This is a genomic window from Salinispora fenicalii, from assembly GCF_000514815.1.
Classification (GTDB): Bacteria; Actinomycetota; Actinomycetes; order Mycobacteriales; family Micromonosporaceae; genus Micromonospora; species Micromonospora fenicalii.
In genome coordinates, this window is the sequence record NZ_AZWQ01000017.1 from 69,122 (window position 1) to 82,900 (window position 13,779).

Genomic DNA, 13,779 nt, shown 5'->3' on the forward strand with positions numbered 1-13,779 from the left:
CGTGGGCGATACTGGGATCGAACCAGTGACCTCTTCGGTGTGAACGAAGCGCTCTCCCGCTGAGCTAATCGCCCGTTGGCTTGGATGACTCTACCTGATCGCCGATGTCGACCCCAAACCGAGGCTCAGCTCGCCTTGAGGCGATCCAGCACCCAGGCCACCACGTCGATGCCGACGCTGTACTTGAGCGATAGCCACACGACGGTCGACACGAAAACGAGACCGACTGCGCCGATCACAAACCGTACCGGGAGTGACTGCCGCGTAACCCAGTTGGTCCAGCTGTAGACATGTCGGCGGGTGAAGGTGAGCAACCGCCGCGCCCAGTGGAACTCCACCGCCCAGATCCCGAGGCCGGCGATCACCAGCAACCAGCCGGGGCCCGGCAGCGGGATCAGCGCGATTCCGACGGTCACGACGATGGCACCTGTGATCGCGACAAAGACCTTCAGGGCAAGTCGGCCGGTGGGGTTGGCCCGAATCAATGCGAGGGTGGTCGAGACTCGTTGGCGCCACCGCGGCCGTTCTCGCTGGTCGTCAACTAGCGCCGCCCCCGCTGCCGGTGCACCCAAATCCGAGCCGGGTCGGACCGGCTTACTCCGCTGTTCGTTCGACACCCCGCACCCCCGCCGTTCGGCCGCCTGGGTCACGATGATCGGCCGACCCGACGGCGTGACACGATCCACTGAGGATCACTCTGTCACTTTTCCTCCCCCCAGTGTGGCGCGCGCCCGTCACTGCGACCGTGGACTGGACGTTACCGGAGTAGTCGACGACTGAAGCACCTGATGCCAAGCGGCACCGCGGACGGGCGGAACCGGAAAATCCTACAGGAACTTTCACATTCTGGGGAACACTCCGAAGACCTTCCCACCACTGGGTGAAGTCAGCGTATGGCGGAGCGTAGCTAGGGGCAGCACCTGAGTATGGGAAAAGCGGGACACGCGCGTTCCGCAGCGGTGCCGGGGGGAGAACGTCCATGAGTGTCATCCGACCGACGACCGTAGAGGTCGAGACGTCGCTAAGGCTCGTCGCACCTGACGCCACGGCCTTGCCGGTGCGCGCCAGTCTGCGCTACGACCCTGCTGACCCGTATGCGGTCCACGTCCTGTTCCATGCGGAATCGGCCGGTGGCGAGGCGGTCAGCTGGTCGTTCGCACGGGAACTGCTGGTGACCGGCCTCGATGAGCCGGCCGGCATTGGCGATGTGCGGGTCTGGCCCTGGGCCACCCCGCGCGGGGACTTCGTCGCCCTGGCGTTGTCGTCCCCGGACGGCAACGCCCTGTTTGAGGTGCCGCGGAGCGTCTTGGTGCGCTTCCTGCGGCGGACCTACGTCGTCGTCGCGCGCGGCCGCGAGGCCGAGCACCTGGACGTCGACACGGCGGTGAACCGGCTGCTCGCCGGACGCTGAGATCGAAAGGACCGGAATCTGGAACGGAGAACCGGAATCTGGTGATCGGTTGGCCGGGGCCGCGCGGAGCTGCCGAGTCCGCGCGACCCCGGCCACCTCAGTCGGTACGCGAGACGGCCCACCACCGGATCGAGCCCAGCTCAGCCGTGAGTGGTGATGCCGCCGTCAACCGGGATGACCGCGCCGGTCAGGTATGCGCCGGCCCGCGACGATAGGTAGATCGCGGTGCCCGCCATGTCCTCCGGCCGGCCGATGCGGCCCAGCGGCACCTGCTTCTCAATGGCGGCCCGAGAAGCAGGGTCGTCCAGGGCAAACGCCATCATTTTGCTTTCAAACGGGCCCGGGGCGATCGCGTTGACGGTGATGTTTTCAGCGGCGAGTTGGTGGGCGAGGCTGCGGGTCAGCATGTGCACGGCCGCCTTCGTGGCGGAGTACGCGTACACCTCCATCCACGGGACCCGGATCCCGTCCACGGAGCCGATGTTGATGACGCGGGCGGGCTCTTCCGCGGTGCCCGCCGCGCGCAGTACGGGCAGCAGCGCGGTGGTGAGCCGAAAGATGGCCTTGACGTTGACCGCCCAGAGCTTGTCGAATGCGCTCTCCGGGTAGGCCTCAAGTGGTGCGCCCCAGGTGGCACCCGCATTGTTGACCAGTACGTCGAGTCGGTCGTGCCGCTCTCGTACGGCGGCGGCGAGCGCCTCGGCACCGGCGTCGCTGCTGAGGTCGACGGGGACCGCCGTGCACTGGCCCAGCGTCGACAGCTCGGCGGCGACCGCCGTGCAGACGTCCGCCTTCCGGGCAGCAATGATCACCTTGGCGCCGGCCCGTACGAAACCTTCGGCGATCATTCGGCCGATCCCGCGCGAGCCGCCGGTGACCAGGACGGTCTTGCCGGAGACCGAGAATAGATCCGTCATGCCCATCCCTTTCACCATCCATCCCTACCGCTCGGTAACGTAATCGCCTCGCTCAGTCCCCACAACCCTGCCGTCGCCCCGACTCCGCCGTGCCGACGGCAGGGGCGACTCCCTACCGGGAGTCCGTCGATGCTGGGCCCGCTGCACAGCACGGGGGCGCACGGCGAGGACGGTGATGCGGGAATCGGCGTACCGGGCTACCGTCGCAGGTGATGTTCTCTGCTGTTCATCGCTCCCCGGACGCCGCCGTGAACGACGCCGCGGTGAACGCGGCGCTCGGCTTCGGTGACCTGGTGGCCGATCCGGCGTGGCGGCGTCCGATCCTGCTGGCGGAGGACCTGCTCCTGCTGGTCACCGCGGGGCGGGGCCGCGCTGAGGTGGATTTCTACCCCTTTCCCTGCCACCCGGGCACACTGCTGCGGGTCCGGGCGGGCCAGGTGCTTCGGTGTGGGCCATCCAGCCTGGGTGCGATCGTGGTGCGCTGGACGCCGGCGGCGCTGCACGGCTTCGACGCTGACCCCGAGGCGGCCCCGGCCTGGCTTGAGCTGACCGGTGCGGACGGGACGGCCATCAGTACCGGGGTCCATCAGCTCGCGGTGGACTGCGAACAGCATCGCGGGGAGCCCGCCGCGCTGCTCCGCCACCAGCTAGCGGCGCTGCTGCTTCGGCTGGCCCTGCTGTCAGACTCCAGCCGGGGACCGCAGGCGGCGTCGCGCACCGAGACCGGCACCTTCCGACTGCTCTGCCGCGAGTTGGAGCAGGGCTACCAGCGCAGCCGCCGGGTGGAGGACTACGCCGACCGGGTGGGCTGCTCGGTTCGTACCCTGACCCGCGCCTGCCTGGCGGTCACTGGGCGCAGCGCGAAGCAGGTGGTGGACGATCGGGTGGCGTTGCAGGCCCGCCGCCTACTCGCGGCGACGGACGAGCCGGTGGCCCGAATCGGCCAGCGGCTCGGTTTCGCCGAGCCGACCAACTTCGGCCGATTCTTCACCCGAGAGGTCGGAGTCAGCCCGGGTGCGTTCCGCGCCGCCCGGGACGTTCCGCCCCTGGTACGCCCACGCCCGCCCGCCGAAGCTAGCGGCGGTCAGCTACCGGTGCCGGGCCAGCGCGATGACCACGTCACCGCCGAGTCGACCGTGCTCGGGGTCGCGAACGGCGGCGCCGCGCCGCAGTAGCCCGGTGAGCGCCCGCTGCACGTCGACTGACCGGTACGCGGTCGCGGTCAGCGCGTGTCGACGCAGTTCGGTGACGGTACGGGGGCCGGAGCGGGCCAGTTCGGCGAGGAGTTCCTGACCCAGCGACTCGGGGTCGGGTGCGACGTCGAGCAGCTGCCCGCTCGGGTCGGCGGGGTCCCGATAGCGAACGGCGGTGTCGTCGTCCACTGCCCACAGGTTTTCCTTGAACGCCTCCAGGCTCCGGTCGTGGCCGGTGCCGAAGGCGAGCCGCCGCGCGGACGACCCGTCCACCGCGACCAGGTCAACCTGGGTGGTCAGCGGGAAGCCGGCGCCGGCGAGCCCGGCCCGCACCGAGCCGGCAGGGCCAGCAGTCGGGGACGCGGCACCGGCAGGGCCAGCAGCGGTGGCGGCAGCACCGGCAGCCGAAGAGGCAGCAGCCGGGGAGGCGGCAGACGCGGGTTTCGCCTCGGTGACCAGCAGGAGCTCGGCGGGGCGGCCGGCGGCGCTGGCCGCCAGCACACCGGGGTCGGTGGCGCCAGCCCCGTCCAGGTACGACAGCAGCGGCGCTCCCGTCGCGCCGGCCGCCTTCACCGCGACCGGCAGCCGGGCGGGCCCGCCCGGCACCAGGTGTACGGCGATCTCGGCCGGTAGGGTCGCCTCGATCACGCCCAGCCGGGCCGGAAGTTCCTCACTTCCGTCGGCGAGCACCAGCACGGTGAGCTGCCGTCCGCGAAGCTGGCCGGCGTGCTCGGCGAGCACGCCGAGTACCGCTGCGGCGGAGTCGGTGGCCGCGAGCAGGGCCCCCGGACCGTACGCGAGCGCCACGACGCTGGGCCGGCCCCGCGCAACTGCCCGGGGTAACCACGCTTCGAGCTGCCGGCCGAGCAGTTCCCGTACCACCCCGTCCATCACGTCATCGGTTTTACCGTACCGGGATGGGCCGGGGGCGGCGGGGCCAACAAAAGCAGCGCGGCGGCAAACCCAACCGGCGCGGGGCTTGTACATACCGTTGCTGGTTAAGCACGATGGGGCGTGCCTTCTGGCTTCGGTGAACTGACTGATCACGCGCACCATCTGGTGGCTACCGGCGACCTCGCCGGCGCCCAGCGGCTCCTCTCCGACGCGTTGGCCGACGCCGACCCACGGCCGACCAACGCCAGCACCGAGTTGGCCGAGTTGGCGAGCCTGCAGGCGCGGGTGCTGGTGGGGCTCGGCGATCCGCAGGCCGCGCGGAGTTGGGCCGCCTACGCGTACGCGGCCAGCAACCACCTGCACGGCCGTTCGGACGAACGGACTGTCGCGGCTGCCGCCACCCTGGCTGCGGTGCTGCACCGGGTCGGTAGTTGGTCGCGGGCGGCCCGGATCTACCAAGAGGTGATTATCGAGCTGACCGCCTTGGACGGTCCGGAGTCGCTTCGCGTTCTCGCCGCGCACGCCGATCTGGCCACGCTGGAGTACGCCCGCGGTCAGTGCCAGGTGGCCCGCGACCGGCTGGCCGACGCGTGGGAGCTGCACCGCGAGGTGTACGGCGATGGGCATCCCAGCGGCATCAAGATGCTTGCCCGCCTCGGCGCGATGCAGCGCGATTGCGCGTTGGTCGGCCCGGCGCAGGAGAGCCTGGGGCTGGCTGAGGAGTTGTGCCGGCAGCACCTGGCCGCCACGGACCCACTGGCGGTGCAGGTAGCCGCGCTGGGCCGGGCGAGCGCCGACCCGGAGCACCGCTGCGTACCCTACGGGCGGGAGGCCCCGATCGTGCCGGCTGCTCGGATGCCCCCGCCGGGAGACGGGCCACTCCTCGAGGGCCGGCCGCTATCTGGGCACGATCCGCTCCCCGAGGAGAGACCACTGCCCGACAGGTCGCTCTCCGAGGACGGATCACTCCCCGACGACGGACCGCTACCCGACGGCAGGCCGCTGCCTTACGACGGGCTGCTATCCGATCACGCGCCACTGGATGAGGACGGGCCGCAGCATCCAGCGCAGCCCGGGTATCGGCCGACCGACCTGTATTTCCCGCCCGAGCCCGAGCCCGAGCCCGAGCCCGAGCCCGAGCCCGAGCCCGAGCCGGACCGGCCGGTGGCCGAGGAGCACCCGGCGGCTGGGTATGCGCCGCCGCCGACGGTCCCGACGCCCCGGCTACCGCTGGAGGGTTCCGCGTTTCACGAGCCACCCGAGCCCTTCCCGCCGGATTCACCGGTCGGCGAGGACGAATACGACCCGTGGTGGCGCGAGTTGTCGACCGACCAGTGGGGTGGCGCCGTACCCCCCGCGGTGTTGCCCCTGACCCACCTGGAGGAGGCCGATGGGGTCCAGCGGGTCGGACCCCACGGGGTGCCCGACGCCCCGGCGGACCAGCCGTCGCGGCTGTTGCCGGTGCCGGTACCGCGCGCCACACCGCCGTCCCGACACCGGCTGCCGCTCGTGGTGGGTGCGGTGGTGGTGCTGCTGGGGACAGCCGCGGTGATCGCCGGGGTTTCCCGGTTCGAAGGGTCGGCACCGCCGCCGGCGACGGGTCCGGTAGCCGAGGCACCGACTACCCCGGCGGTCACTCCTGGCGCACCGCCCGGTGCGGTGACCCTGACCGACAACCGGGACAACGTTGCCCTGCGCTGGACCTACCCGGAGGGCGGAGCGGGCCCGGTGGTGGTCTCGGGCGGTCAGCCCGGCGAGTCGCAGACCGTCTTCGCCAACCTGCCGGCCGGCAGCACCGAATTCGTCGTGTACGGGCTCAACGGTGGCGTCGACTACTGCTTCGCCGTGGCGGTGGTGTGGTCAACGGAGACGATCGGCCGGTCCGAGGAGGTCTGCACCGACCGCGGTTGACACCACGTCCACCACGTGGCGGCCACGTCCGCCACTCGCACAGGGGGCGCGCGATGCTCACTGGCCGCGGCCGCTACTCGGGGGGTAGCGCCGGCAGCGTTACCCGGACGCGCAGGCCCGGTGGCGGGTCGGCGTCGTCGAGGTCGACCCGACCGTCGGCCCGCCGGACAAGTTCGCGCACGATGGCGAGTCCCAGGCCGGCGCCGCCGGCGTCCCGGTCGCGCGCGACGTCCAGCCGGGTGAACCGACCGAAGACCCGTTCCCGGTCCGCCGCCGGGATGCCGGGCCCGTCGTCGGTCACCGTCACCCGGTGGTACGTGGGCCCGTCCGGCTCGACGCCGAGCAGCACCCGACTGCGGGCGTGCCGTACCGCGTTGTCGACCAGATTGACCAGCACCCGACGTAGCTCGTCCGGCTCACCGACCGCCCAGAGCGGCGCCGCCGACAGTGCCAGGTGGACACTCTCGGCCGGGTAGCGAGCGGCCACCTCGGCCAGCAGGGCACCCAGGTCGACCGGTCCGGTGCCGCGGGCGGGCGGGGCCTCATCGAGGCGGGCGAGCAGCAGCAGGTCGTCGACGAGCCGGCCGAGCCGTTCGGTGTCGGCCAGCAGGTCCACCGAGACGGCCGGCCAGTCGGTCCGCTCCCCCAGCCGCTGCGCGACCTCGAGTTCGGTTCGCAGGTTGGTCAGCGGGCTGCGCAGTTCGTGCGCGGCGTCGGCGACGAACGCCCGCTCCCGGTCCCGGCTGGCGCGCAGCCGATCCAGCATGTCGTTGAGGGTCACCGCGAGCCGGTGGATCTCGTCCTGCGACGCCGGTACGGGTAGCTGGCCGCGCCCGTCCCGATCGGTGATTTCCTCGGCGCCCCGACGCAGCGCCTCCACCGGGCGCAACGTCGCGCCGACAGCGCGCCAGGCCACGAGGGCGAGCAGACCCACCAGCGGCGGGAAGCTGACCAGCAGGATGGTCTGGACGACGTGGATGCTCTGCCGCACGTCCACCAGCGAACGGGCGACCAGCACGGTGAGCGGGTCCGCGTCGGTGCCGGCCGGGACGGCCACCACCCGCATCGGCCCGGTCAGCCCCATCCGTTGTCCCGGCACAGTGATGCCGGCTCTGGCGGTGCGGTCGACCTGGTCCGGCCGGACCATCGGCACCAGCCGGTCGGCGTCGATGGAGGCGGCGCGGACCCGACCCTGCGCGTCGATCACCTGCACCCGTACCTGACTGCCGGCGACGGGCAGGGGGTCGGGCAGGGCGTCCTCGGCGGCCAGCAACGCGATGGCGTCGGCGGTGCGCAACGCCTCCGTGTCAACGTTGCGATGCAGGGTCCAGTTGAGCACTGCCAGTAGCACCAGGCCGCCGACGGCGAGCCCCGCCGACACACCGAGTACGCCGATCGCCATCAGCCGTCCGCGGAGGCCGAGGGGGGTCCAGGGCCGGCCACGCGCCCTTCGCCCCGCGGTAGGTGGGGGGCCGCTGCCGGGGCGGGGACGCTCGGCGGGGGCGGCGGGTCCGGTCATGTGGTGACGAGGCGGTAGCCGGCCCCGCGGACGGTCTCCAGGCGGTCTCGGCCGAGCTTGCGGCGCAGGTAGCCCACGTACACCTCCACCGCGTTCGGTGCGGTCTCGATGCTGGCGTCCCAGACGTGGTCCAGGAGTTCGATTTTGGAGACCACGGTGTCGGGGCGGCGCATCAGGTAGTCGAGCAGGGCGTACTCCCGGCCGGTCAGGGCCACCTCAACGCCGTCTCGGGTCACCCGCCGCCGGGCCGGGTCCAGCCGTAGGTCCCCCACGGCCAGCACCGCCGGCCGCTCCGGCGCGCCGCGGCGCAGCAGTGCGCGCAGCCGGGCTAGCAGCACCACGTACGAGAAGGGCTTGGTGAGGTAGTCGTCGGCCCCGCAGTCCAACCCGTCGGCCTGGTCGTACTCACCGTCCTTGGCGGAGAGCATGAGCACCGGCAGCCAGCACCGCTCGGCCCGCAGCTGGCGGACCACCTCGTAGCCGGAGAGGCCGGGCAGCATCACATCGAGGACCATCGCGTCGTAGTCGCCGTGCCGGGCCGCCGCCAGGCCAGCCGGCCCGGTCGCGGCGATGTCCACCACGAACCCTTCGGCCTGAAGCCCCCGCTGCAGGGCGGCCGCCAGCCGCGCCTCGTCCTCCACCACCAGCAGTCGCACGGGTCAAGGGTGCCACCGGGCCACGCACGTCGGAAGCGCCACTTTCAGAGGACGGGATCGGATGGTGGAGCCGACGGCGGGGAGGTGGATGTGTGCGGAGGTACGTCACAGGTGGTAGATCGCCATGGGATGTCCGCCGAACTCGTCAACGGCGATGTCGAGTCCGTACACCTGCCGTAACACCGCGGTCGTGATGACCTCGGTCGGCTTCCCGGCGACGTGGATGCGCCCGGCACGCATCGCGACGATCCGGTCGGAGTACGCGGCGGCGAAGTTGATGTCGTGCAGGACCAGCACGATGCGTTTGCCGAGATCGTCGGCGGCCCGTCGGAGTAGTCGCATGGTCTGCACACAGTGCCGGAGGTCGAGGCTGTTGAGTGGCTCGTCGAGCAGGAGATACTCGGTGTCCTGCGCCAGCGTCATCGCCAGGAAAGCTCGCTGCCGTTGCCCGCCGGAGAGTTCGTCGAGGAACCGGCCACCCACCGGATCAAGATCGAGATAGTCGATGGCACGGTCGATGGCTTCCCGATCGCTGGGGCCGAGCCGGCCCCGACCGTGCGGAAAGCGGCCGAAGGCGACCAGATCCCGTACGGTGAGTCGGGCGGTGAGGTGGTTGTCCTGCCGCAACACAGCCAGCCGGCGGGCCAGCAGCGCGCCTCGGGTGGTGGTCACGTCCAGTCCGTCGACGGTGATCGTGCCGCTGTCGATCAGCAGGAGGCGTCCGATCATCGACAGCAGGGTGGATTTACCCGCACCGTTGGCACCGATCACGGACGTGATCCCCGGATGCCCAAGCTCGATGCTCACGTCGTCGACGACGGCGGTGTCCGCGTACCGCTTGGTGACCGACTGGAGAACTATCACCGCGTGCCCTTCCTGGTGACAAGGATGAGGAAGAAGATTCCGCCGACGAACTCGATCACAACCGCGAGCACGGTGCCGAGGTCGAATACCCGTTCGAGCAGCAAATGGCCGCCGACCAGGAAGATGACCGCGAGCAGGATGGCTGCGGGGATCGTGTGCCAGTGCCGGTGACTGCCGATGAGGTGATAGGCGAGGTTGGCGACGATGAGCCCGAGGAAGGTGATCGGCCCGACGAGCGCGGTGGAGACCGCCACCAGGACCGACACCAGGGCAAACACGATCGCGACGAGTTGCCGGTGGTGCACGCCGAGCCCGATCGCGTGGGCTCGGCCGAGGACGAGGACGTCAAGCTGCCGGCCGATCAGCACGAGGCCGGCAGCGGCGAACGTGATCGTCACAGCGGAGAGACCGAGGAGACGTTCCGACACGCTGAAGCTCGCGAAGAAGGCGTCCTGCAACACGACGAACTCCGCCGGGTCGATCATCCGTTGCAGCAGGTGGGTCACGCTGCGAAAGAGCACGCCAAAGAGGACACCGACCAGGACCAGCAGGTGGATACTGCGTCCCGCCCCAGTGAAGATCCATTGAAACAGTGCGGTGGCGAACAGGACCAGCACGACGATCTCGACCGTCCATCGCAGCACCGGGTCGGTGGCGGCCAGCGCGCTCGCCCCGAAGAGGTAGACCACCACCGTCTGAATCAACACGTACAGTGCGTCCAGACCCATGATCGCCGGAGTTAGGATGCGGTTCTCCGTAACGGTCTGGAACAGGACCGTCGCGGTGGCTACGGCCACCGCCACGAGCAGCATCGCCGCGAGTTTGCGCGTACGGAGCTGCACGACGTAATCCCAGGAGCCGGTCACGTCGGTGAACAGGTACGCGGTCACGAGGAGAACCGTTACGCCCGTCAGGGCGAGGATCCAGAAGCAGACCCGGTGTCGCCGGACGAAGGGAGCTACCCCGGTGACGGCTTGGCTCAGAGTGTCAGTGGGCATGTTCAGAGCTCCTGAGTAGCAGGTACAGGAACACCGCCGCGCCGACGACGCCGGCCACCACACCGAGCGGGATCTCGTAGGGATATCGCAACACCCGGCCGATCAGGTCGCACACCAGCACGAAGGCCGCCCCGACGACGGCCACCCAGGGAATCGTCCGGCGCGCATTGTCCCCCAGCAGCAGGCTGACGATGTTCGGCACGATGAGCCCGAGGAACGGGATGGCGCCGACGGTCACCACGACGACCGATGCCACGGTGGCCACGATCGTGACGCCCAGGGCGAGCAGCCGCCCGTAGTGCATGCCGAGGTTTGTGGTGAAATCGCGGCCCAGGCCGGCGACGGTCAGGCGGTCGGCCGCGACCCAGGCGGCGGCCGTCGCGGCGAATGCCACCCACAGCAATTCGTACCGGCCACGCAGGACGCCGGAGAAGTCTCCGGTCAGCCAGGTGTCCAGGGTCTGGAGCAGATCCAACCGGTAGGCGAAGAACGTCGTCACCGCTCCGATGACCGAACCCAACATGATGCCGACCAGCGGCACCAGAATGACCGTGCGCACCGGAAGCCGGCGAAGTAGCAGGAGGAACAGGGCGGTGCCGACCAGGGCGAACCCGATGGCCACGGCCATCTTGCCGGTCAGCGGCAGCCCGGGTGCGCTCACCGTGACCACCAGTAGGCCGAGGGCGGCGGCTTCGGTGGTTCCGGTGGTGGACGGCTCGACGAACCGATTGCGGACCAGCATCTGCATGATCAGCCCAGCGATGGCACTGGCTGCTCCAGCAAGCACCAGCGCGATGGTGCGGGGCAGCCGGGTGGCGGCCAGCAGCAGTGCCGCTTCGCCGTCCGGCCCGCCGCGCAGCAGGCTGCCCGGTGTCACGTCGGCGACGCCGACGAAGACGCTGACCAGCGCGAGCGCCGCCGTCAGGGCGACGCCCGCGACCAAAGCCCCGGGCGTCGCCCCGATACGTCGAATCACTTGGCGAGGCCGGTGGTGACCTCGTCAATCATCTGGTTCACGGCGTTCAGCCCACTCATCACGATGTACCACGGCACCGGGTCGAGGTAGACGACCTGCTGCTTGGACCAGGCGGTGGTCCTGGCGACGACCTCGTTGTCGAGAACCTCCTGTGCGGTCTCCGTGCCCTCACCGGTGGCCGCGTCCCGATCGACGACGAAGAGCCAGTCAGGGTTGGTCTCCAGGATGAACTCGAACGAGATGGGGTCACCGTGGGTGGCGGCCTCGACATCGGCGATGGCGGGTGTCACGCCGAATTCGTCGTGCAGCCAGCCGAAGCGGGAACCTGGTCCGAATGCGGTGACCTCGCCGGCGCTGGTGAGCACGATCAGGCCACGGCCCGCGTCGGCGGCGCTCTCCTTGGTCTTGCTGATCTTCGTGCTGACGTCGGCGAGCGCTGCTTTGACCTCATCCTGCTTGTCGAAGATCGTTCCCAGCTTCTCGGTGTTCGTCACGAAGCTCGACGTGAAACTCGTCCAGTCGAGGGTCAGGTCGACGGTGGGGGCGATCTTGCTCAGCTCGTCGTAGGCCTTCGCCGAACGGTTCGCCACGACGATCAGGTCCGGCTCGGCGGCGTTGACGGCTTCAAAGTCGGGCTCGAACAGGGTGCCCGCGTTGACATACTCGTCGCCGTTGTACTTGTCGAGATAGGACGGCAGATTGCCCTTGGCCACCCCTGTCACCGGGACGCCCAGCACGTCGAGTGTGTCCAGGCTCGCCAGGTCGAACGTGATGACCTTCTCGGGGTTGACCGGCACCGTGGTCGAACCCTGCGCGTGTTCGATGGTCACGGTGCGCTCGCCCGCTGCTGTCGAGTCGGCCGGCTCTCCCGCTTCGCCGCCGCAGGCGGTCAACGTCAGAGCGAGAGTGGCGGCGAGACCGACGTTAACGAGGGGGAATCTCATGTGCTTGCTCCGGGATTCTGTGGCTGACACTCGCCAGCGGATTTAGGTGAGGCTAACCTAACCACGATCAACTGCTGGCGCAATCGCCTGCTGTTTTGCTCACATGACCGCATCGGTTCGGCCCTACCGATGCCTGATCACACTCGATCGCCTACTCAGCGTCCGCACAGGTTGTGTCCGGCAGGATGGTCGGCAGGAGGTGCCCGATGTCCGTTCTGACAAGCCGTCCCGCCTTACGGTGGCTGGTCCCGGTGGCCGCCGTCGTGACCGTCATCGGCGGCGGCGCCGCGCTGGGCCGTTTCGCCGCCGAAGCCGAGCCGAGCCTGCCGCCCCGATCCGCCGCCCAGCTTTTGGTCGATCTCCAGACCGCCCGCTTCGAGGGTCTGTCCGGCACCGTCGTGCAGCGGGCCGACCTCGGTCTACCGCCGATCGCCGGGTTACTCGCCGAGGACGGCCCGGCCAGCCTGCTGACCGGCTCCCACACGTTGCGGGTCTGGCACTCCGGGCCGGACCAGCAGCGGATCGCGTTCGTGGACACGCTCGGGCAGCGGGACTACATCCGCAACGGGCGGGACGTGTGGCTGTGGAACAGCCAAACGAACACCGCTATCCACCAGGTGCTGCCCGAGGGCGCAGAGGCGGCGAACCCGCCGGAGATGCCGGCGACGCCGCAGGAGGCTGCCGCGCAGGCCCTCGCCGCGGTTGATCCGACGACTGAGGTGAGCGTCGGACGGTCCGCCACGGTCGCCGGGCGGGACGCCTACGAGCTGGTGCTGGAGCCCCGGGACACCGCCTCCCTGGTGCACCAGGTCCGGATCGCCATCGACGCGACCGAGCACCTGCCGCTACGGTTCGAGGTCTTCGCCGAGGGTGGGGATCCCCCGGCGTTCGAGCTGGCGTTCACCCAGATCGACTACGCCCGGCCGGATGCCGACCAGTTCACCTTCAATCCACCGCCGGGTGTTCAGGTCACCGAGCAGAAGAGCGACTGGGGGCATCCCGAGCAGCGGGAGAAGGCAGGACCGACCAACGACGGCGGGCAGCCCGACCTGCGTACCGTCGGCACGGGCTGGGCCACGGTGGTGGTCGCGGAGGTCGACGAGGGGCAGCATCCCGCCGCCACCGAGGAGGCACCCGACCTGGACCTGCTCGCCGGCCAGTTGCCGGCGGTCCAGGGTGACTGGGGCAGCGGTCGACTGTTCCGCAGCGAGCTGATGACGGCGCTGCTCACCGACGACGGCCGGCTGATCGTGGGGGCGGTCTCCCCGGAGCGGCTGTACGAGGTGGCTCAGGGCTGACGTTTCGTCGCCGACAACCCCGGGGCCCGCACGCGCGGGGGCCCCGGGGTTGTTGTTTGCCCACACCCTCGGGGCGTTGCCCACGCCGGCCGTGCCGCGCCCACGCCTGGCTCTGTCGTGGAATCGCCATGGGCACCACCGACGGTCGTGTTGCCCGGTATCCTGACCAGTTCAGGGAACAAAAAAGAACGGCACTAA

13 protein-coding genes and 1 tRNA gene are annotated in these 13,779 nt (G+C 70.1%); 4 read left to right on the forward strand and 10 right to left on the reverse strand.

Annotation, left to right across the window (positions count from 1 at the left end; all coding sequences use genetic code 11):
- Nucleotides 1-2: 2 nt before the first annotated feature.
- Together B116_RS0107235 and B116_RS0107240 are read right to left on the reverse strand one after the other, a co-directional pair.
- A tRNA-Val gene (locus B116_RS0107235) sits at nt 3-74 on the reverse strand.
- A gap of 51 nt (nt 75-125) precedes the next feature.
- Nucleotides 126-686 (reverse strand): TIGR02611 family protein, encoded by a 561-nt coding sequence (locus tag B116_RS0107240; RefSeq protein ID WP_018721663.1) that lies wholly within the window; start codon nt 684-686, stop codon nt 126-128.
- Between the two features lie 293 nt (nt 687-979).
- Here B116_RS0107240 and B116_RS0107245 point away from each other — a divergent pair, with 293 nt between their 5' ends.
- Nucleotides 980-1,411, forward strand: coding sequence for an SsgA family sporulation/cell division regulator (locus tag B116_RS0107245; protein ID WP_011905498.1), 432 nt, complete (start codon nt 980-982; stop codon nt 1,409-1,411).
- A gap of 140 nt (nt 1,412-1,551) precedes the next feature.
- Here B116_RS0107245 and B116_RS0107250 read toward each other — a convergent pair whose 3' ends face one another.
- A complete protein-coding gene (locus tag B116_RS0107250; protein WP_027659647.1) occupies nt 1,552-2,328 on the reverse strand; it encodes a RhlG family 3-oxoacyl-ACP reductase in 777 nt (258 codons plus the stop codon).
- 212 nt (nt 2,329-2,540) lie between these two features.
- On the opposite strand from B116_RS0107250, the gene B116_RS24800 reads away from it, so the two are divergent.
- Complete coding sequence (locus B116_RS24800) at nt 2,541-3,503, forward strand: helix-turn-helix transcriptional regulator (RefSeq protein ID WP_033667404.1); 963 nt, start codon at nt 2,541-2,543, stop codon at nt 3,501-3,503.
- On the opposite strand, the gene B116_RS0107260 is transcribed toward B116_RS24800, so the two are convergent.
- Nucleotides 3,417-4,412: a hypothetical protein gene (locus tag B116_RS0107260; RefSeq protein ID WP_027659648.1), complete on the reverse strand. Its 996-nt coding sequence runs from the start codon at nt 4,410-4,412 to the stop codon at nt 3,417-3,419. The genes B116_RS24800 and B116_RS0107260 overlap by 87 nt on opposite strands.
- A 123-nt stretch (nt 4,413-4,535) precedes the next feature.
- Here B116_RS0107260 and B116_RS0107265 point away from each other — a divergent pair, with 123 nt between their 5' ends.
- Nucleotides 4,536-6,326, forward strand: coding sequence for a tetratricopeptide repeat protein (locus tag B116_RS0107265; RefSeq protein ID WP_027659649.1), 1,791 nt, complete (start codon nt 4,536-4,538; stop codon nt 6,324-6,326).
- Nucleotides 6,327-6,399: 73 nt separating this feature from the next.
- On the opposite strand, the gene B116_RS0107270 is transcribed toward B116_RS0107265, so the two are convergent.
- The 6 genes from B116_RS0107270 to B116_RS0107295 form a co-directional block, all read right to left on the reverse strand.
- Nucleotides 6,400-7,728, reverse strand: coding sequence for a sensor histidine kinase (locus B116_RS0107270; protein WP_027659650.1), 1,329 nt, complete (start codon nt 7,726-7,728; stop codon nt 6,400-6,402).
- Between the two features lie 113 nt (nt 7,729-7,841).
- Complete coding sequence (locus B116_RS0107275) at nt 7,842-8,501, reverse strand: response regulator transcription factor (protein WP_018721669.1); 660 nt, start codon at nt 8,499-8,501, stop codon at nt 7,842-7,844.
- A 105-nt stretch (nt 8,502-8,606) separates the two neighbouring features.
- Nucleotides 8,607-9,365, reverse strand: coding sequence for an iron ABC transporter ATP-binding protein (locus tag B116_RS0107280; RefSeq protein ID WP_018721670.1), 759 nt, complete (start codon nt 9,363-9,365; stop codon nt 8,607-8,609).
- A complete protein-coding gene (locus B116_RS0107285) occupies nt 9,362-10,363 on the reverse strand; it encodes an iron chelate uptake ABC transporter family permease subunit (protein WP_027659651.1) in 1,002 nt (333 codons plus the stop codon). Before B116_RS0107285 ends, B116_RS0107280 begins: the two co-directional genes overlap by 4 nt.
- Nucleotides 10,353-11,339: an ABC transporter permease gene (locus tag B116_RS0107290; RefSeq protein WP_026321607.1), complete on the reverse strand. Its 987-nt coding sequence runs from the start codon at nt 11,337-11,339 to the stop codon at nt 10,353-10,355. The genes B116_RS0107285 and B116_RS0107290 overlap by 11 nt, the downstream gene beginning before the upstream one ends.
- A complete protein-coding gene (locus B116_RS0107295) occupies nt 11,336-12,283 on the reverse strand; it encodes a siderophore ABC transporter substrate-binding protein (protein ID WP_027659652.1) in 948 nt (315 codons plus the stop codon). The genes B116_RS0107290 and B116_RS0107295 overlap by 4 nt, the downstream gene beginning before the upstream one ends.
- Before the next feature lie 206 nt (nt 12,284-12,489).
- Here B116_RS0107295 and B116_RS0107300 point away from each other — a divergent pair, with 206 nt between their 5' ends.
- Nucleotides 12,490-13,581: a LolA family protein gene (locus tag B116_RS0107300; protein WP_027659653.1), complete on the forward strand. Its 1,092-nt coding sequence runs from the start codon at nt 12,490-12,492 to the stop codon at nt 13,579-13,581.
- The last annotated feature ends 198 nt before the right edge of the window (nt 13,582-13,779 follow it).

Bases quoted from the DNA above. Each gene is read 5' to 3' on its own strand.
- B116_RS0107260 (WP_027659648.1), bottom strand. From the start codon at position 4,412: ATGGACGGGGTGGTACGGGAACTGCTCGGCCGGCAGCTCGAAGCGTGG.
- B116_RS24800 (WP_033667404.1), top strand. From the start codon at position 2,541: ATGTTCTCTGCTGTTCATCGCTCCCCGGACGCCGCCGTGAACGACGCC.
- B116_RS0107250 (WP_027659647.1), bottom strand. From the start codon at position 2,328: ATGACGGATCTATTCTCGGTCTCCGGCAAGACCGTCCTGGTCACCGGC.
- B116_RS0107245 (WP_011905498.1), top strand. From the start codon at position 980: ATGAGTGTCATCCGACCGACGACCGTAGAGGTCGAGACGTCGCTAAGG.
- B116_RS0107295 (WP_027659652.1), bottom strand. From the start codon at position 12,283: ATGAGATTCCCCCTCGTTAACGTCGGTCTCGCCGCCACTCTCGCTCTG.
- B116_RS0107270 (WP_027659650.1), bottom strand. From the start codon at position 7,728: ATGGCGATCGGCGTACTCGGTGTGTCGGCGGGGCTCGCCGTCGGCGGC.
- B116_RS0107300 (WP_027659653.1), top strand. From the start codon at position 12,490: ATGTCCGTTCTGACAAGCCGTCCCGCCTTACGGTGGCTGGTCCCGGTG.
- B116_RS0107285 (WP_027659651.1), bottom strand. From the start codon at position 10,363: ATGCCCACTGACACTCTGAGCCAAGCCGTCACCGGGGTAGCTCCCTTC.